The sequence below is a fragment of the Rhizobium phaseoli genome, from assembly GCF_010668805.1.
GTDB classification, from domain to species: domain Bacteria; phylum Pseudomonadota; class Alphaproteobacteria; order Rhizobiales; family Rhizobiaceae; genus Rhizobium; species Rhizobium phaseoli_A.
Window position 1 is genome coordinate 167,225 of the sequence record NZ_WUFT01000001.1, and the last position, 18,064, is coordinate 185,288.

At 61.6% G+C, this 18,064-nt stretch carries 19 protein-coding genes; 10 read left to right on the forward strand and 9 right to left on the reverse strand.

Going from position 1 to position 18,064, the window contains the following annotated elements; all coding sequences use genetic code 11:
- The first annotated feature begins 64 nt into the window (after nt 1-64).
- Nucleotides 65-1,048 (forward strand): iron exporter MbfA, encoded by a 984-nt coding sequence (gene mbfA / locus GR197_RS00875; RefSeq protein ID WP_164006162.1) that lies wholly within the window; start codon nt 65-67, stop codon nt 1,046-1,048.
- A gap of 230 nt (nt 1,049-1,278) precedes the next feature.
- Here the strand turns inward: mbfA and GR197_RS00880 are convergent, their stop codons facing one another.
- Nucleotides 1,279-1,878, reverse strand: a complete 600-nt coding sequence (locus GR197_RS00880; RefSeq protein WP_164006163.1) for a transglutaminase-like cysteine peptidase — start codon at nt 1,876-1,878, stop codon at nt 1,279-1,281.
- 164 nt (nt 1,879-2,042) lie between these two features.
- Complete coding sequence (locus tag GR197_RS00885; RefSeq protein WP_164006164.1) at nt 2,043-2,882, reverse strand: alpha/beta hydrolase; 840 nt, start codon at nt 2,880-2,882, stop codon at nt 2,043-2,045.
- A 179-nt stretch (nt 2,883-3,061) separates the two neighbouring features.
- On the opposite strand from GR197_RS00885, the gene infC reads away from it, so the two are divergent.
- The 5 genes from infC to pheT all read left to right on the forward strand — a co-directional run bounded on the left by infC (nt 3,062) and on the right by pheT (nt 8,240).
- Nucleotides 3,062-3,598 carry a translation initiation factor IF-3 gene (infC, locus tag GR197_RS00890; protein WP_164006573.1) on the forward strand — a complete coding sequence of 179 codons (537 nt, stop codon included), beginning with the start codon at nt 3,062-3,064 and terminating at the stop codon, nt 3,596-3,598.
- 324 nt (nt 3,599-3,922) lie between these two features.
- Nucleotides 3,923-4,126, forward strand: coding sequence for a 50S ribosomal protein L35 (rpmI, locus tag GR197_RS00895; RefSeq protein WP_003544621.1), 204 nt, complete (start codon nt 3,923-3,925; stop codon nt 4,124-4,126).
- A gap of 38 nt (nt 4,127-4,164) precedes the next feature.
- Nucleotides 4,165-4,569 (forward strand): 50S ribosomal protein L20, encoded by a 405-nt coding sequence (rplT, locus tag GR197_RS00900; protein ID WP_164006165.1) that lies wholly within the window; start codon nt 4,165-4,167, stop codon nt 4,567-4,569.
- Nucleotides 4,570-4,717: 148 nt separating this feature from the next.
- Nucleotides 4,718-5,800 carry a phenylalanine--tRNA ligase subunit alpha gene (pheS, locus tag GR197_RS00905; RefSeq protein ID WP_164006166.1) on the forward strand — a complete coding sequence of 361 codons (1,083 nt, stop codon included), beginning with the start codon at nt 4,718-4,720 and terminating at the stop codon, nt 5,798-5,800.
- 16 nt (nt 5,801-5,816) lie between these two features.
- Nucleotides 5,817-8,240 carry a phenylalanine--tRNA ligase subunit beta gene (pheT, locus tag GR197_RS00910; RefSeq protein ID WP_164006167.1) on the forward strand — a complete coding sequence of 808 codons (2,424 nt, stop codon included), beginning with the start codon at nt 5,817-5,819 and terminating at the stop codon, nt 8,238-8,240.
- Between the two features lie 51 nt (nt 8,241-8,291).
- On the opposite strand, the gene GR197_RS00915 is transcribed toward pheT, so the two are convergent.
- Both GR197_RS00915 and GR197_RS00920 read right to left on the reverse strand, forming a co-directional pair.
- A complete protein-coding gene (locus GR197_RS00915; RefSeq protein WP_164006168.1) occupies nt 8,292-8,651 on the reverse strand; it encodes a nuclear transport factor 2 family protein in 360 nt (119 codons plus the stop codon).
- An 87-nt stretch (nt 8,652-8,738) separates the two neighbouring features.
- Nucleotides 8,739-9,734: an aldo/keto reductase gene (locus GR197_RS00920; RefSeq protein WP_164006169.1), complete on the reverse strand. Its 996-nt coding sequence runs from the start codon at nt 9,732-9,734 to the stop codon at nt 8,739-8,741.
- A gap of 123 nt (nt 9,735-9,857) precedes the next feature.
- Here GR197_RS00920 and GR197_RS00925 point away from each other — a divergent pair, with 123 nt between their 5' ends.
- A complete protein-coding gene (locus GR197_RS00925) occupies nt 9,858-10,745 on the forward strand; it encodes a LysR family transcriptional regulator (protein WP_164006170.1) in 888 nt (295 codons plus the stop codon).
- 51 nt (nt 10,746-10,796) lie between these two features.
- Here the strand turns inward: GR197_RS00925 and GR197_RS00930 are convergent, their stop codons facing one another.
- Nucleotides 10,797-11,294, reverse strand: coding sequence for a ferritin-like domain-containing protein (locus GR197_RS00930; RefSeq protein ID WP_164006171.1), 498 nt, complete (start codon nt 11,292-11,294; stop codon nt 10,797-10,799).
- Between the two features lie 149 nt (nt 11,295-11,443).
- On the opposite strand from GR197_RS00930, the gene GR197_RS00935 reads away from it, so the two are divergent.
- A complete protein-coding gene (locus GR197_RS00935) occupies nt 11,444-12,061 on the forward strand; it encodes a hypothetical protein (RefSeq protein ID WP_164006574.1) in 618 nt (205 codons plus the stop codon).
- Here the strand turns inward: GR197_RS00935 and GR197_RS00940 are convergent.
- Both GR197_RS00940 and GR197_RS00945 read right to left on the reverse strand, forming a co-directional pair.
- Nucleotides 12,051-12,494 (reverse strand): GNAT family N-acetyltransferase, encoded by a 444-nt coding sequence (locus GR197_RS00940; RefSeq protein ID WP_164006172.1) that lies wholly within the window; start codon nt 12,492-12,494, stop codon nt 12,051-12,053. The genes GR197_RS00935 and GR197_RS00940 overlap by 11 nt on opposite strands.
- Nucleotides 12,495-12,506: 12 nt before the next feature.
- Nucleotides 12,507-13,454, reverse strand: a complete 948-nt coding sequence (locus GR197_RS00945; protein ID WP_164006173.1) for an aldo/keto reductase — start codon at nt 13,452-13,454, stop codon at nt 12,507-12,509.
- A gap of 236 nt (nt 13,455-13,690) precedes the next feature.
- On the opposite strand from GR197_RS00945, the gene GR197_RS00950 reads away from it, so the two are divergent.
- A complete protein-coding gene (locus tag GR197_RS00950) occupies nt 13,691-14,677 on the forward strand; it encodes a Gfo/Idh/MocA family protein (protein WP_164006174.1) in 987 nt (328 codons plus the stop codon).
- Here the strand turns inward: GR197_RS00950 and GR197_RS00955 are convergent, their stop codons facing one another.
- The gene (locus tag GR197_RS00955; RefSeq protein ID WP_164006175.1) at nt 14,678-15,055 is read right to left on the reverse strand and encodes a GtrA family protein; all 378 of its coding nucleotides are present in this window, start codon (nt 15,053-15,055) and stop codon (nt 14,678-14,680) included.
- Nucleotides 15,052-16,059, reverse strand: a complete 1,008-nt coding sequence (locus GR197_RS00960) for a glycosyltransferase (protein WP_164006176.1) — start codon at nt 16,057-16,059, stop codon at nt 15,052-15,054. Before GR197_RS00960 ends, GR197_RS00955 begins: the two co-directional genes overlap by 4 nt.
- A 160-nt stretch (nt 16,060-16,219) precedes the next feature.
- Here GR197_RS00960 and GR197_RS00965 point away from each other — a divergent pair, with 160 nt between their 5' ends.
- Nucleotides 16,220-18,064 carry a hypothetical protein gene (locus tag GR197_RS00965; RefSeq protein WP_164006177.1) on the forward strand — a complete coding sequence of 615 codons (1,845 nt, stop codon included), beginning with the start codon at nt 16,220-16,222 and terminating at the stop codon, nt 18,062-18,064.

Genomic DNA, 18,064 nt, shown 5'->3' on the forward strand with positions numbered 1-18,064 from the left:
AGCACTTGACCGTGATTGCCTCGTTCTTTAGATTTAGAATTATTCTAAAGAATTGGAGAAAGTCATGCTGGCGCGATTTTTCAGATCCCCGAAACGATCCTTTGAGTCGCTGTCCGAGCAGGAGATTCTCGCCCTTGCGATCGCCTCCGAGGAGGACGATGCCCGCATCTATCTCGCCTATGCCGATAGGCTGCGCCGCGAATTTCCGGCCTCGGCCAAAGTCTTCGAAGATATGGCCGAGGTCGAGGACACGCATCGCAAATCCTTGTTCGAAATCCATCGCCAGCGTTTCGGCGAGCGCATTCCGCTGATCCGGCGTGAACATGTCGAAGGTTTTTATGAGCGCAAGCCCGACTGGCTGAGGGCAAACCTGACGCTGGATGCGATGCGCCGGGAGACCGAGGCGATGGAGGAGCAGGCCTACCGTTTCTATGTCGAGGCGGCAAAACGCACCTCGGACGCCTCGACGCGCGAGCTTCTCGGCGACCTTGCGCTTGCCGAACAAGGGCATGAGGACATCGCCCGCATGCTGGGCGACAAACATACGCCTGAAGATGTCAAACATGACGAAAACGAGACGGTGCATCGGCAGTTCGTGCTGACCTATGTGCAGCCGGGTCTAGCCGGGCTGATGGATGGCTCGGTCTCGACGCTGGCGCCGATCTTCGCCGCCGCCTTCGCCACGCAGGATACCTGGCAGACTTTCCTTATCGGCCTGTCGGCCTCCGTCGGCGCCGGCATCTCGATGGGTTTCACCGAGGCCGCCCATGACGACGGCAAGATCTCCGGCAGGGGCTCGCCGGTCAAACGCGGCCTTGCCTGCGGCATCATGACGGCGCTCGGCGGGCTCGGCCACGCCCTGCCTTACCTGATCCCGCATTTCTGGACGGCGACCATCACCGCCGCCATCGTCGTCTTCTTCGAACTCTGGGCAATCGCCTTCATCCAGAACCGCTACATGGAAACCCCCTTCCTGCGCGCCGCCTTCCAGGTGGTGCTCGGCGGCGGCCTGGTGCTCGGCGCGGGTATTCTGATTGGCAATGGGTGAGGAGCGGTCGGCGAAGCCGAGCAATCGATCCAATGAATCGATTGCAGCGACGAACGCGCTGAGCCCAAGGCGAAGGGCCGGGAAACGGTGCGGCAAACCCATGCCTTATCTCATGCGAGGCTGCAGCACAGCGATCAGGCCTTCGTGAGGGCCGGAGCGCTCCCTTAGCGCCACCCCAAAAAGCAAAAGGCCGACTTTCGCCGGCCTTTTCCCACGCCCCCCAAAAACTCTTAGCGCAGTGCGCCGACCAGAACGTCGCGGCCGTTCTCGATGGTGACCCAGCGGCCGGAATTGTAGCTCGATTGGCGCTTGACGAAGGAATAGGGCGTCCCAAACCACGGCTTGACGTCGGAGGCGAGGTTGTCGAGCACGAAATCGCCCTCGCCAGTGCGCAGCGTCAGCACGGCATGGCCTTCACCGTCCGGCTTGCGCACGACGGTCATCAGCAGGTCGGCCGCCGAAAAGCCGCGCTGGATCAGCATGCGGCGCTTCAGCAGCGCGAAATCCTCGCAGTCGCCGGCCGTGGTCGGATAGGCCCAGACTTCATCCTTGCCGTAGATTTCCTTGTCGGTCATCGGCGTGATCGTGCGGTTGACCGTGGCGTTGACCGAACGCACCAGCGACCATTTTGCCGGCGTCATCTCGACCGGGCCGGAATTGCGGTTTGCGCCGCATTCACTGCGGTGGATCTGACAGAAATCGTAATGGCCAATCGGCTGAGACGTGGCATTGCCCGTTACCATGGAAGCATTTCTGCTGGGGGCCGGTATGGCGGCCGTCGCCATCGCAAACATGGCCATCATGGCCACAAAAATACCCTTTATCCGCACGCCCGCTCTTCCTCGCATCGCCCCTTATTTATTAACAAAGTGTTAATGGAGAGGGCCGAGAAGAGTCAATCGTTACTTCTTGGGAGCACCTTGCGACTCGCCGACATGGTTAAAATGTCACGGGTCAGGGGCTTGCGTCAGGGGAGTTTCTCGGCCGGTGCCGTTCAAACGGGCATCTGCCTGCTGGTCGATGAACGGATGATGCCTTTGACGGCGGCAAGCAGAAGGGCGATATCGCTCGGGCGGGACAGCCGGTGGTCGCCGTCGCGGATGAAGGTCAGCACCACGTCGTCGGCGGGAAGATGCTCCACAAGTTTCATCGCATGCGCATGCGGCACGTCGGCGTCTTTCATGCCCTGGAGAATATGTACCGGGCAGCCCGTTTCGATGATGCCGTCGAGCACCCGGTTTTCGCGGCCGTCCTCGATCAGTGCCCTGGTATAGATGTTCGGCTCGGGACTATATTGCGATCGCTCTTCGAAATAGCCGCGCTCGGCAAGCGACTTGCGCTCCTTGGCCTTGAGGTTCGGCTCGATCAGCTCGGAGGTGAAATCGGGCGCCGGCGCGATCAGCACCATTCCTTCGAGTTTTGGCCCCTCGAGCTTTGGGCCGTCTCGCCGTTGAAGTTCCTGAGCCAGGCGAAGCGCGATCCAGCCACCCATCGAGGAGCCGACGAGGATCACCCGTTCAGGGGCAACGTGGCGGATGACGGCAAGCGCCTCCTCCAGCCAGCGTGAGATCGTCCCATCTGTGAAGCTGCCGCCGGACAGTCCGTGGCCGGAATAATCGAGACGGATGCAGGCAAGCCCAAGTTCCGCCGCCAGCCCGTCGAGTTCCGCCGCCTTGGTGCCGCTCATGTCGGAGCGGTAGCCGGACAGCCAGACGAGCGCCGGGGCGCCATTGCCGGCCTGCGCCGGGCGCACCAGCATGGCGATCTCGCGCGCTGCCTCTCCCTCGCCGACCGTCAGGAACTGCGGCTGGGCATTGGGCATCTGATCGAACATCGGCGAAACTCCTGTTATTTTGGCCTATAAAACAGATTCTTGGCAGGCTGACAGCGGGTGATTTTTCCGCTAAAGGATGATATTGACTCCGTTGCAGCGATGACGCGACACGTTTGTGCACCCCGATATGGGAGCGCGAGGCTGCAACGTTCCGAAAACAACGCGAGGAGAATACGACCATTCGCAGACCTTTTAAAACCGACGCGCCCGTGAAGGACGGACCGCGCTCGAACCGTGAAATCCGCATTCCCAAAGTTCAGCTGATCGGGGCTGACGGCGAGAATATGGGCGTCGTGCCTACCGACCAGGCCTTGAAAATGGCTGAGGAAGCCGGCCTCGATCTCGTCGAAATTTCCCCCAATGTCGAGCCGCCTGTGTGCAAGATCCTCGATCTGGGCAAGCTGAAATATGCCAACCAGAAGAAGGCTGCCGAGGCGCGCAAGAAGCAGAAGATCGTCGAAGTCAAAGAAATCAAAATGCGCCCGAACATCGACACCCATGACTATGAGGTGAAGATGAAGGCGATGGGTCGCTTCTTCGACGAAGGCGACAAGGTCAAGGTGACGCTGAAGTTCCGCGGCCGTGAAATGGCCCACCAGGAACTCGGCATGAAGCTTCTGCAGCAGGTCAAGGCCGATACGACCGAGTTCGCCAAGGTCGAAGCTGAGCCCAAGCTCGAAGGCCGCCAGATGATGATGGTGCTGGCGCCGAAGTAAGCGCCAGGCACTTTTTCGCCCCAAGGCCGTCCGCAAGGGCGGCTTTTGTGCTTTCGGCCATGATGATTCAGGCCTTGTACCGGATGTGCGAAGATTCCGCCCGTCGCCCCGTTGCACTTTCAGGACGCTGCGGTTATAAGCGCGCGTCCGAACTGACCGGCAGGGCATGCCGTGGCAGTTTCGAATGCTTGCGGAACGGTTCGTCACTGAAGCCGCAGATCAACAACAAGCGCTCCCGCACCTTGTTGCGACGGCCGGAGAACCGGACTTCGCGAGAAGGGCTTTTTTGATAAAGCGCGCAGGGAGGACAGAAGGAGTAGCAAAATGCCCAAGATGAAGACGAAGTCCTCTGCCAAGAAGCGGTTCAAGATCACCGCAACCGGCAAGGTCAAGGCTGCCGCTGCCGGCAAGCGCCATGGCATGATCAAGCGTTCCAACAAGTTCATTCGCGATGCACGTGGCACCATGGTTCTCGCAGAACCGGATGGCCGCAAGGTTATCAAGAATTACCTGCCGAACGGTCTCTGAGACTCGTCCGCGAACGCTAGATTTAAGGAGATCATGATATGGCACGTGTAAAAAGAGGCGTCACCTCGCACGCCAAGCATAAGAAGGTTCTGAAGGCCGCAAAGGGCTTTTACGGCCGTCGCAAGAACACCATCCGGACCGCCAAGGCTGCTGTCGATCGTTCGAAGCAGTACGCTTACCGCGACCGCAAGGTCAACAAGCGCAACTTCCGTGCGCTCTGGATCCAGCGCATCAACGCCGCTGTCCGCGAATTCGGCCTGACCTACGGCCGCTTCATCGACGGCCTGACCAAGGCTGGCATCGAAGTCGACCGCAAGGTTCTCTCCGACATGGCGATCCACGAGCCGGAAGCATTCGGCGCGCTGGTCAACGCTGCCAAGAAGGCTCTTGAGTACCTCAAGGACGCCGGCACGGCCAACGAGTTTGAAGGCGCGGTCAAGTAACCAGCGCTTCCCAGCTTTGAATTTTTGATTTTGGGAAACCCGCGCTGGTTTGGGCTAGCGCGGGTTTTTCTTTCTTTATATTCCTTGCGCCGGCCGGCGCCGCCTGCCTCCCGATCGCCCGCCTGATACTGGACGGAAAGAAGTGACAATGTCAGATATCGACCAGCTCAACGCCTCGCTGCTCGCCGAAATCGCCGCCGCCAATGACGAGGCGGCCCTCGAGGCCGTGCGCGTTTCCGCCCTCGGCAAGAAGGGCTCCGTCTCCGAGCTGTTGAAGACGCTCGGCGCCATGACGCCGGAGGAACGCCAGACCAAGGGCGCTGCGATCAACACCTTGAAGAATGCGGTGACCGAGGCGCTCGCCGCCCGCAAAACGACGCTCCGCCAAGAGGCGATCAATGCGCGGCTGAAGGCCGAGACGGTCGATGTCAGCCTGCCGGTGCGCTCTTCGCCTGCCGAGCGCGGCCGCATCCATCCGATCAGTCAGATCGTCGACGAGATCACCGCGATCTTTGCCGACATGGGCTTCTCGATCGCCGAAGGTCCGGACATCGAGACCGATTATTACAATTTCACCGCGCTGAATTTCCCCGAAGGCCACCCGGCCCGCGAGATGCACGACACCTTTTTCTTCCATCCGGACGAGAATGGCGAGCGCAAGGTGCTGCGCACCCATACCTCGCCGGTGCAGGTGCGTACCATGGAGACGCAGAAGCCGCCGATCCGCATCATCATCCCCGGCAAGACCTACCGCCAGGACAGCGACGCCACGCATTCGCCGATGTTTCATCAGGTCGAGGGCCTGGTCGTCGACAAGAAGGCCAATGTCGCCAACATCCGCTGGGTGCTCGAGGAATTCTGCAAGACCTTCTTCGAGGTCGACAGCGTGACAATGCGTTTCCGCCCGTCTTTCTTTCCTTTCACCGAGCCCTCTTTCGAGGTCGATATCCAGTGCGACCGCTCCGGCCCGATCGTCAAGTTCGGCGAAGGCAGCGACTGGATGGAGATCCTCGGCTGCGGCATGGTCCATCCGAACGTGCTGCGTTACGGCGGGCTCGATCCGGACGAATATCAGGGTTTTGCCTGGGGCATGGGCCTCGACCGCATCGCCATGCTGAAATACGGCATGCCCGACCTGCGCGATTTCTTCAACGCCGACGTCCGCTGGATGACGCATTACGGTTTCCGCCCGCTCGACATGCCGACGCTGTTCGGCGGCCTCAGCGCTTGAACGGAGAATTGGGACGATGAAATTCACGCTCTCCTGGCTGAAAGAGCATCTGGAAACGGATGCCGGCCTCGATGAAATCTGCACGCGCCTCACCGAGATCGGGCTGGAGGTCGAGGATGTCGACGACAAGGCGGCATTCAAGCCCTTCGTTATCGCTAGAATTGTCTCGGCGGAAAAACATCCGCAGGCCGATCGCCTGAAGGTGCTGATGGTCGATACCGGGGCCGGTGCGCCGGTTCAGGTCGTCTGCGGCGCCCCGAATGCGCGCGCCGGCCTGGTCGGCGCCTTCGCCGCCCCCGGAACCTATGTTCCCGGCATCGATGTGACGCTTGCCGTCGGCAATATCCGCGGCGTCGAAAGCCATGGCATGATGTGCTCCGAAAAGGAGCTGCAGATCTCCGACAGTCACGACGGCATCATCGATCTGCCTGAAGATGCGCCGGTCGGAAAGAGTTATGCCGCCTATGCGCATCTCGACGATCCGGTCATCGAGATCAACCTGACGCCCAACCGGCCGGATTGCACCTCGATCCACGGCATTGCCCGCGATCTCGCCGCCTCCGGCCTCGGCACGCTGAAGACCCGGCCCGCGCCGTCCTTCGCCGTCGACGGCGAGACGCCGGTGAAGCTGACGCTCGATCTCGATGATCAGAGGCTCTGCCCGGGCTTTGCGCTGCGCCTCGTGCGCGGCGTCAGCAACGGCCCAAGCCCGCGCTGGATGCAGCAGCGGCTCACCGCCATCGGCCTGCGCCCGATCAACGCGCTGGTCGATGTCACCAATTACATGACCTTCGATCAGGGCCGGCCGATGCACGTCTTCGACGCTGCCAAGGTCAAGGGCAACCTCACCGTTCGCCGTGCCGTCGAAGGCGAGACCGTGCTGGCGCTCGACCAACGCGAATACAAGCTCGGCCCGAACAATGTCGTCATCTCCGATGAAGACGGCATCGAATCGATCGGCGGCATAATGGGCGGCGAACATTCCGGCTGCGACGAGAACACTGTCGACGTGCTGATCGAATCCGCCCTCTGGGATCCGATGAACATCGCCAAATCGGGCCGTAGCCTCGGCATCATCACCGATGCCCGCTACCGCTTCGAACGCGGCGTCGATCCGGACTACATGGTGCCCGGTCTCGAACGCACGACGGAACTGGTGCTGGAACTCTGCGGCGGCACGGCCGCCAAGGCCGAAATCGTCGGCTACAAGGGTTACGAACCGAAGATCGTCGATTTCCCTTATTCCGAGGTCAAGCGCCTGACGGGGCTCGAAGTCTCGGATGAGGAAAGCAACAGCATTCTGACCCGCCTCGGCTTCACGGTCTCCGGTTCCGGCGAGCGTGTCTCCGTCGCCGTTCCTTCCTGGCGTCCCGACGTCGACGGCAAGGCCGATCTCGTCGAGGAGGTCATGCGGATCCACGGCGTCGACAATATCAAGCCGGCGCCGCTCGAAAGCCATGCGGCCGTTAACGGCAAGATCCTGACGACGCTGCAGATCCGCACCCGCATCGCCAAGCGGGCGCTTGCTTCGCGCGGCATGCTCGAAGCCGTCACCTGGTCCTTCATTCCGGAAGATCAGGCCAAGCTCTTCGGCGGCGGTTCTTCCGCCCTCAAGCTTGCCAATCCGATCGCTGCCGAAATGTCGGATATGCGCCCCTCGCTGCTGCCCGGCCTGCTGACCGCAGCCCAGCGCAACGCCGACAAGGGTTACGCCGACGTCGCCCTCTTCGAGGTCTCCGGCACCTATGAGAACGACAGGCCGGACGGCCAGCGCCGCGTTGCCGGCGGCATCCGCCGCGGCACGGCTTCGCTTGCCGGCGCCGGTCGCGCCTGGTCGAATGCCGCCAAGGGCGGCGGCAAGCCGGTCGACGTCTTCGATGCCAAGGCCGATGCGCTCGCCGTCATCGAAGCCTGCGGCCTGCCGATGGGCAATATTCAGATCGAGCAGGGCGGGCCGGAATGGTATCATCCCGGCCGCTCCGGCACGATCAAGATGGGGCCGAAGGTGGTGCTCGGCTATTTCGGCGAATTCCATCCGCTGACGCTGGAAGCGCTCGATGTCTCCGGCGCGCTCTGCGGCTTCGAGGTCTATCTCGATGCCATGCCCGAGCCGAAGAAAAAGGCGACCCGCACCAAACCGGCGCTCGAGCTGTCGCCCTTCCAGGCGGTCAAGCGGGATTTCGCCTTCGTCGTCGACAAGACGGTGGAAGCAGGCGCCATCATCAAGGCTGCGACAAGTGCCGACCGCAAGCTCGTCACGGGCGTCAATGTTTTCGACATCTTCGAAGGCGCTTCTGTCGGCGAGGGCAAGAAGTCGGTGGCGATCGAGGTTCAGATCCAGCCGGTCGAACGCACGCTGACGGATGAGGATTTCGAGGCGCTGACGCAGAAGATCATCGCCAGCGTGATGAAATTTACCGGCGGCGTCCTCAGAAGCTGATCCTGCCGGCTTGCCGAGACAATGGGACCGGTCGTCAAGCGGCCGGTCTTTTCATGTGTGGAGATGGTAGAGCTTGCTGACGATCGTCCAACGGCCTTCGATCTTCAGCAGCGAGAGATAATCGGTGAATCGCATTCCGGCGAAATCGTCGGTGACCTTGACGCTCGCCGCATCGCCCTCGACATCGACGTTTTGGATATCCATGAACGGCTGCGTTCCGGGCGGCGCCGGCTCCTCCGCCAGGATTGCGGCGATGAACTCGTCCCGCGTCAGCCATTCGACGGCATTCTGGTAATAGCCGATGATCGAGCTTTTCGGGTGGAAGGCCTTTTTCAAGGCCGCCTCATTGGCGAAGGCCATGCCTTCGACATAGAGATGAACCGTCTGTTCGACTGCCTGCCTGTCCGACATGTTTTCATCCCGCTTGGTGAGATGGCGGTAAATAGTTTCACTCGGCTGGAAGGCAAGCCCGGCCGGTTGCAGCCGGCCGGGCTTGGTTTACAGGTTCGTCATCGCAAGCGAGGCATCCGAATAGCGTTTGCCGGCCACCTCCCCTACGGGGATCGCCCGGCCGAGCTCTTCAAGCTCCGCCGCACTCAGCACGATATCGGCAGCGGCGGCATTCTGTTCGAGGTGGTGAAGCTTGCGGGCGCCGGGGATCGGCACGATGTCGTCGCCCTGGCTCAACACCCAGGCCAGCGCCAGCTGTGCGGCGGTCACGCCCTTCTCGACGGCAAGCCGCTCGAGCGTGGCGACAAGGGCCGCGTTAACGCCGAAATTCTCCGCCTGGAAGCGCGGAACCTGGCGGCGGAAATCGTCGGCTGCGAGATCGTCGACCTTGCGGATCGCCCCCGTGAGGAAACCGCGGCCGAGCGGGCTGTAGGGCACGAAGCCGATGCCGAGTTCGCGGCAGGTGGCAAGCACATCCTCTTCGGGATCGCGTGTCCAGAGCGAATATTCGCTCTGCAGTGCGGCGATCGGATGCACCGCATGGGCGCGGCGGATGGTGGCGCTGCCGGCTTCGGAGAGGCCGAGCGCGCGGACCTTGCCCTCCCTCACCAGCTCGGCCATGACGCCGACCGTGTCTTCAATCGGCACATTGGGATCGACGCGGTGCTGGTAGAACAGGTCGATGGTCTCGATCCCCAGCCGCTTCAGCGAGGACTCGGCGACCGCTCTAACATGCTCCGGGCGGCTGTCGACGCCGGCGATGGCGGCAGCGCCAGCCTGGCTAGGATCGATCTTGAAACCGAACTTGGTGGCGATCACCACCCGGTTTCGAAACGGTTTCAGCGCCTCTCCGAGAAGAACCTCGTTGGTAAAGGGGCCATAGACCTCGGCGGTGTCGAAAAAGGTGACGCCGAGATCGACGGCGCGATTGAGCGTCCGCACCGATTCCGCTTCGTCGCTGGCGCCATAGGCAAAGCTCATGCCCATGCAGCCGAGGCCGACGGCAGAGACGGTCAGATCGTTTCCAAGTTTGCGGGTTTTCATAATGCGCTCCTGAGATGGTTTTGAACCGCGTGAGGGGGATGGCGGTACGGAGAGACCATATTCCTCCCGCATCCATCAGAAAACACATGCAGTTTCAAACGGGTTGTTCTATTATTTCGATCAATGAACCGGACACAACTCTCGCAACTCGCCGTTCTCGCCGCCGTCTCCGAGCATCGCAGCTTCCGGGCCGCGGCCAAGGAGCTCCTGGTCGCCCCTTCGGCCATCAGCCATGCGATCTCGAGCCTCGAGGAGAGCCTGGGTGTCAGGCTCCTGGCGCGCACCACCCGCAGCGTCGCGCCGACGGAGGAGGGCCGCCTTCTTCTCGACAGGCTTCGCCCGGCGCTTGAGGAGATTGGCATTGCTTTGGAGGCGGTCCGTGATACCCGCGCCAGGCCCGCCGGAAACCTGCGCATCACCGCGCCGCGCTTTGCCTCCGATCTCCTGCTCGCCCCGCGCCTCGGCGACTTTCTCAACCTCTATCCCGATATCACCCTGGAGATTGCCAATGAGGACGGCTTCACCGATATCGTCAAGGAAGGGTTCGATGCCGGCATAAGGCTGGAGGAGAGCCTGGAAGCCGATATGATCGCCGTCAAGGTCTCGCCCGATATGACGACGGTGATCGCCGCGTCGCCTGACTATTTCCAGCGCTATCCCAAACCTGAGCATCCGCGCGATCTCGTCCACCACCGCTGCATCAAACGGCGCTTCACCAACGGCTCGATCTATCGCTGGGAGTTTGAAAAGGACGGGCAGGAACTGGTCGTTTCCGTCGACGGGCCGTTGATCGTCAGCGAGGACCGGCTGGCCCTGCTTGCGGCGCTGAACGGCGCCGGCCTCGCTTATCTGTTCGACATGCGGGTCGATGCCGAGCTGGCGAGCGGCGGGCTCGTTCGGGTGCTGGAGGATTGGTGCGCGCCCTATTCCGGGCCGTTTCTCTATTATCCCACCCGCCGGCAGATGCGCCCGGCACTGCGTGCCTTCATCGATTTCTTCAAATATGTTTAGGAGGAAACGGGCGACCGGCAAGGAACCTGCCGCCCGTTTCTGTTCATTCCGTCAGGCCGCTTTCGCCTTCTGGTTCGCCGCCGTGGTGGCGAGCTGCGACAGGGTCTTGTCGGTCGCCGTTTCCTCCTGCAGCGTCTGGTCGAGCAGGCGGACGGCATCCTTGAGGCCGAGCGTCGCCGCCCAGGTCTTCAGCGTGCCGTAACGGGCGATTTCATAATGCTCGACAGCCTGGGCAGCAGAGATCAGACCGGCATCGAGGGCGGATGTGCCCTTGAATTCCTCCATGATTTCCTCGCCCTCGGCGATAATGCCCTGGATCGCCTCGCAGGTCTTGCCCTGAGCGCGTTTGCCCATCAGTTCGAAAACCTGCTGCAGGCGCTCGACCTGGCCTTCGGTTTCCTCGCGATGCTTTTCGAAGCCCGCCTTCAGTTCGGGTGACTGGGCGGCGCGCGCCATCTTCGGCAGGGCGCGCAAGATCTGCCGTTCGGCAAAATAAATGTCCTTCAGCGTATCGTAGAACAGATCTTCCAACGTCTTTTCCTTGGCCATTTTCTCGATCCTCGTTGTGGGAAAGGCCGCGAATGCGGCTACACATTAAGAAGCGAGGATTGCGCAAATTGTTCCCGATCGATTTCGGGTGGACTGGAAATCTGCTCCGAGCGATCATTCTGCTGTCGATGTGGGAGGAAGATAAAGTCATGCGCAAGCCGGGTTCGATGAAGGGTCTGGAGGATCTTGGCCGCGTGCGGCTGTCGCAGAACTTCTTCCTCCGCGATTTCCTGCACTCCGAAATTGCCGATTTCTATCGCATTCCCAATATCCCCGAGGATCCCGATCTGGCGATCGAAGCGGGCAGGAGGCTTTGCGAGGAATTGCTGGAGCCGCTGGAAGCAACCTTCGGGCGCCTGCATATCCGCTCCGGCTATCGCTCGCCCGCGGTCAACCGGTTCGGCAACGAGAATGATCTGAACTGCTCGACCAATGCCGCCACCGCAGCACATCACATCTGGGATATGCGGGACTTCGACGGCTGCATGGGTGCCGCGGTCTGCATTGTCGTGCCGTGGATGGTCGATCACTACAGCGATGAAAGCGACTGGCAACGGCTCGCCTGGTGGATCCACGACCACCTGCCTTATGCCTCACTCTGCTTCTTCCCCAAACTCTGGGCCTTCAACATCCAGTGGCACGAACGGCCGAAACGGGTGATCCAGAGTTACATCAGCCCGCGCGGCATTCTCACCAAGCCGGGCATGGCGAACTGGGAGGGCGATCACGCCGCTTTCTACCAAGGTTTGCCCAGACTCAAAAGCTGATGCGGTAGCGGATGTGGCCGTCGCTCTCGACATAGCTGTCGTAGAGCGTCCGGGCCGTCTTGTTCTGCTCGCTCGTATGCCAATAGAGCCGCGACCAGCCCTTGGCCTTGCAGATGGCGACGAGATCATCCATCAGCGCCCGCCCAACGCCTTTGCCGCGTGCATCGGCATCGACGAACAGGTCTTCGAGATAGCAGTCCCTGCCGCGGATCCAGGTGCCCTCGTGGGTGAGATAGAGCGCAAAGCCCATAATCCTGCCATCGACCTCGGCCACCCGCATGGCGATCACTGAGGCCGGATCGAAAATCCGGCGCCAAGTGGAATCGGTGATATCGGCATCGACCGTGACTTCGTAAAAGGCGAGGTAATCAGCCCAAAGTTCGCGCCAGCGGCTTTCGTCCTCGGCGCGGACATCGCGTGTTGTCACGGTCATGGGCCCTCTCTTTCAGTTCCCGGCTTGATCGAGCAGGGCCATAGCGTCATCGGAAAGCGCCAGTGTCGCCGATTTCGCCAGGCTTTCAAGCTGCGAAAGGCTGGTAGCACTGGCGATCGGCGCCGTCACGCCCTTCTTGCGCAGCAGCCAGGCGAGCGAAATTTCCGCGGGCTTGGCGCCGGTCTCGGCAGAAACCGTGTCGAGCGCGGCAAGAATGCGCAGGCCCTTGTCGTCCAGATATGTCGAAACCCGGCCTTCGCGGGCGCGGCCCTGCGTATCGGCCTTGCTACGGTACTTGCCGGTGAGGAAGCCGGCAGCCAGGCTGAAATAGGTGATGACGCCGATATCCTCTTTGACGCAGAGCTCGGCGAGCGGCCCCTCGAAGCTTGTGCGCTCATAAAGATTATATTCCGGCTGCACCACGTCGTAACGCGGCAGACCGGCTTTTTCGGCAGCGTCGAAGGAGGCCCGCAGCAGCGTCGCATCATAGTTCGAGCAGCCGATCGCGCGGATCTTGCCCTGCTGTTTCAGCTTGGCATAGGCGCCGAGCGTTTCCTCGTGCGGCGTATCGGCATCCGGCCAATGCGAGAGATAGAGGTCGATATAGTCAGTCTGCAGCCGGCTGAGCGAATCCTCGACGGCCTTCAGGATATAGCTCTCCTTCAGTGTCTTTCCCTGTCCCATGTCCGAGCCGACCTTGGTGACGATGACTGCCCGGTCGCGGGAAACCTTGGCCTGCTTCAGCCACCGCCCGATGATCTCCTCGGAATCGCCACCCTTGTTGCCCGGCACCCATGCGGAATAGACATCCGCCGTATCGATCGTGTTGAGGCCCGCGTCGAAGAAGGCGTCGAGGATGGCAAAGGATGTTTTCTCGTCGGCCGTCCAGCCGAAGACATTGCCGCCGATGACGATCGGCGCGACCGAAAGACCTGTTTTTCCAAGCCGCCGCATTTCCATGACGCTCTCCAAAATCCTGTATTGATTGAAATCGTGGTACGGCAGAACGCCGTCCCGGAGCATGATGCCGAAAAGTGTAAGCGGTTTTCGGGTGGCATCATGCTCCAGCTTTCTGACACAACCTAGCGCGATCCAGGCATGAGGGAAGGCAAACTTCCGTGATTTCAGCCCCCGCCATTGCGCCGCAGCTAAGGCCTGAATATGGTTCGCGGAAATCTGTTGGGGAGGTTTGGATCATGCTGCGCTTCGGTATCATTTCAACGGCAAAGATCGGCCGTGACAATGTTGTTCCGGCAATCCAGGACGCGGAAAATTGCGTCGTCACGGCGATTGCCAGCCGTGATCTCACGCGCGCAAGGGAGATGGCCGACCGCTTCTCCGTGCCGCATGCCTTCGGCTCCTACGAGGAGATGCTGGCCTCCGACCTCATCGACGCCGTCTATATCCCGCTGCCGACCTCGCAGCATATCGAATGGTCGATCAAATCAGCCGATGCCGGCAAGCACGTGCTCTGCGAAAAACCGCTTGCCTTGAAGGCCGGAGATATCGACGATGTGATCGCCGCTCGCGACCGCAACCGCGTGGTGGTCACCGAAGCCTATATGATCACCTATTCCCCGGTCTGGCAGAAGGTGCGCGCGCTGATCGACGAGGGCGCGATCGGTAAGCTCCGGCATGTGCAGGGCGCCTTCACCTATTTCAACCGCGATCCCGCCAATATGCGCAACGTTCCCGAACTCGGCGGCGGCGGTCTTCCCGATATCGGTGTCTATCCGGTGATGGGCACGCGTTTTTCCACCGGCAAGGAGCCGCTCTCGATCCAGGCGATCACCGAGCGGGATCCGGATTTCGGCACCGATATCTATTCGAGCGTCAAGGCCGATTTCGGCGATTTCGAGCTGAGCTTCTATATCTCGACGCAGATGGCCAACCGCCAGGTCATGATCTTCCACGGCACCGAAGGTTACATCGAGGTCAAGTCGCCGTTCAACGCCAATCGCTTCGGGCCCGAGGAGATCGAGCTTGCCGATCGCAGCCATAATGAATCGCGCATCTTCCGCTTCCAGGACAGCCGCCAGTACAAGCGGCAGGTCGAAGCCTTCGCCCGGGCGGTGAAAGGCGGCAAGGAAGAGATCGTCACGCTGGAAAATTCGAAACTGAACCAGAAGGTGATCGACGCGATCTACCGTGCCAGCGAGAAGGACGGCTGGGAAACCGTCTGACTATTCCGTCCGGAAGACGAAGCGCGAATAGCCGAAGAAGCTGAAGACCATCGAGGCCATGCTGGCGATCACCATGGCCGCCAGCGGCTGAAGTGCCGGCAGCGAAAGCAGAAGTGCGGAATAAAGCCCGTAATTGACGAGTGCTGCCGTTACCCCGACCGAGCCATAGCGGAAGCCTTCGACGGCCAGCGACCGGCTGGACCGCTCGAAGGTGAAGCGACGGTTGAAAACCCAGGTCACCGCCATTGCGGCCGCGATCGCCACGATCCGCGCCAGAAACGGCCCGAGCGGCGTTAGATGCAGCAGCGCCGCCAGCACGCCGGCATCGACCAGGAAGCCGATACCGCCGGCGATGGCGAAACGGATGAGCTTTCTCACGCCGCATCCGCCTTTCCGGGACGCGCGCGCGATGCGGGCGCTGCTTCGCTGAGCGGAGCCTTGGCCATGCTCGGCGTCTCCAGGCTCATATAGTGGATACGAAGCTGTTCGGCGCGGGCGCGGGCAACCGAATCCAGAATGACGCCGGCGGTAAACAGCATGAAGGAGATCATCATCAGCGCCGTCGACAGCACCCAGGTCGGCATTCGGCTGACGAGACCCGTCTGGAAATATTCCGCCAGCACCGGCGCCATGAAGCCGAGGCTCGTCAGCATGAACATGGCGCTGATCGTGCTGAAGAAGGCGAAGGGCCGGGTTTCCTTCATCAGCATGGCGAACATCCAGAGGATCTTGGCGCCGTCGCGGAATGTCGAAAGCTTCGAGTGCGAGCCTTCCGGCCGGCGGCCATAGTCGAGTTCCAGTTCGCTGACCGGAAGCTTCAGCCGCGAGGCGTGCACGGACATCTCGGTTTCGATTTCGAAGCCGCCCGATACCGCTGGGAAGCTCTTGACGAAGCGGCGCGAGAAAGCGCGGTAGCCGGAAAAGATATCGGTGAAGTCGGGGCCGAAGATCGTCCGGTAGAGCAGATTGAAAAGCCGGTTGCCGAGCGCATGGCCTTGACGGCCGGCATCGGCATGAACGCCGCGCCGGGTTCCCACCACCATGTCGGCGCGCTCGGTCAGCAGTGTGCGCACCAGCTCTTCGGCATCACCAGGCGCATAAGTGCCGTCACCATCGGCGATGATGTAGATGTCTGCGTCGATGTCGGCGAACATCCGGCGGACGACGTGGCCCTTGCCTTGGCGTCGCTCACGCACGACATGCGCGCCGGCAAGCATTGCCTGCAGCGCGGTGCCGTCGGTGGAATTATTGTCGTAGACGTGGATCGCCGCATCCGGCAGCGTCGCGCGGAAACCCCGCACGACTGCGCCGATCGTTGCGGCTTCATTATAGCAGGGAAGCAAGACGGCAATCTTGGGATTATCGGTACGCGATCGGGCCATGACTCTACTCGTTACACTGAAAGCCGCACGCAGCCTAAATCACCCGCCGTTAATAAGACCCTATGACGCAGGCAAAATCGGCACCGGCCGCAAGCGGCTTTACACTTTCTTGATCGGCGGTCGCTAAGCTTCGGCCATCTGAAACAAAGCGCTAACCACGATGAACGCTGTGCAGCCGATCGCCAATGCCTCCTCCGTAACCACTGCTGCAAGGGGAGGGCTGGGCAGGCTGTTGATGCGCCTCTGGCCAACCGTCATTATCTATAGCGTCATCCTCGCCGCTACCCTCCTTGTCACCAAGCTGTCCACCGCGACCGATTACGTCGGTCCCGACAATGACGACGGAATGCGCCTCATCGAGGTTCGCGATCTTCTCGCCGGGCAGAGCTGGTTCGATCTGACGCAATACCGCCTCGGCCTTGAAGGCGGCACGCTGATGCACTGGTCGAGGCTGATCGATCTGCCGATCGCTTCGCTGATCTGGTTCTTCGGCCTGTTTGCACCCCACGAGACGGCCGAGGCGCTGGCGCTTGCCGTCTGGCCGGTATCGCTCGTCCTTCCCGCCATGCTCGCCATGGCCGTTGCCGGGCGGCGTATCGGCGGTGTTGCCGGCATGCACCTCAGTCTCGTCATGACCGGGCTTGCGATCTACACCGGCAGCCGGTTCGCGCCGGGAGCCATCGATCATCACAATGCGCAGCTGGGGCTGGTCGCGACGATGGTGGCGATGCTTCTGGATCCGCAGCGCCGCGGCTGGAGCTATGCGATCGCCGGCATCGCCGCAGCGGTCGCCATCGCCATCGGCGCCGAGACGACGCCTTTCGTCGCCGCCGTCTGCCTGACCGTCGCTTTGCTCTGGGCATGGGAGGGGCAGAATTTCGCTGTTGCCGCAGGGGCCTTCGGCCTGGCGCTGGCGATTGCCATCAGCATCCTCTTTGCCGCAACGGTGCCCCCCCGGCTCTATTCGGTGGTTACCTGCGACAATCTCTCGCTCGGTTATTATAGCCTTTCGGCAATCGGCGGCGGGCTGCTGTTGTTTTCGGCGGTCTTTGCAAGCCGCCTGCGTCGACCCCTGCGCTTCGCCACGCTTGGTCTCGTCGGGGCCGGCGTTCTTGGTTCGGCAATGGTGATTGCGCCGCAATGCCTGAGCGACCCGCTGGCCAGTCTCGATCCGATGCTGGTCGAGCTCTGGCTGAGGAACGTGTCGGAAGCGCAGTCAGCCTTGGTGCTCGCGCGTACCGATCCCTTTTCGATCGGTGCCTTCTATGCGGCCGGGCTGTTCGGCATCGCCGTCTGCATTTTCCGCATCGTTCGGCGCGACCGTATGCAGATCCATCTGGTGCTGCTCTTCCTGCTCGCCACCAGCTGGGCGATCGCGCTGGTCCAGGTGCGCGGCGCGACTTTCTCGAACCTGCTCTCCATTCTACCGCTTGCGCTGCTGATCATCGATATCAGGCGGATCTCCAACAGCGACAGCGACAATGTTGCCGCCGCCTTCGTCTATATCGTGACGGTGCTCGCAAGCGTTCCGGCGGCCTGGGCGGTCGCCGGCGGACTTGTCTCGCTGCAGATGGAAAATGGCGCGCAGAAGGCGGCGGCGGCGGCAAAGGTACTTTCCTGCACCTCGAAAGAGGCGCTGGCGCCGCTTGCCGGGCTTCCGGATGGGCTGATCTCCGCACCGTCGCAGATGGGTGTCCCGATCCTTCGCTTCACCAAAAACCGGGTTCTCTCGGCGCCGTATCACCGCAATCAGGGCGGCATGCTGACGGAACTGCATATCGGCCTGGCGGAGCCGAAGGAGGCGGAAGCCTTCCTGAAGGGGACGGGGGTGGCGGTGCTTGCTTTCTGCCCCAACGACCCGCAGACCCGCGAGCTTTCCAAGCTGAAACCGGATGGCCTTTATGCTGAGCTCGGCAAGGGCAATATCCCGCCCTATCTGGAGCCGCTTCCGAAGGCAGCGGGGGTGGGCGTTCAGTTCTTTCGCTATCGGCCGGCGGCGAACTGA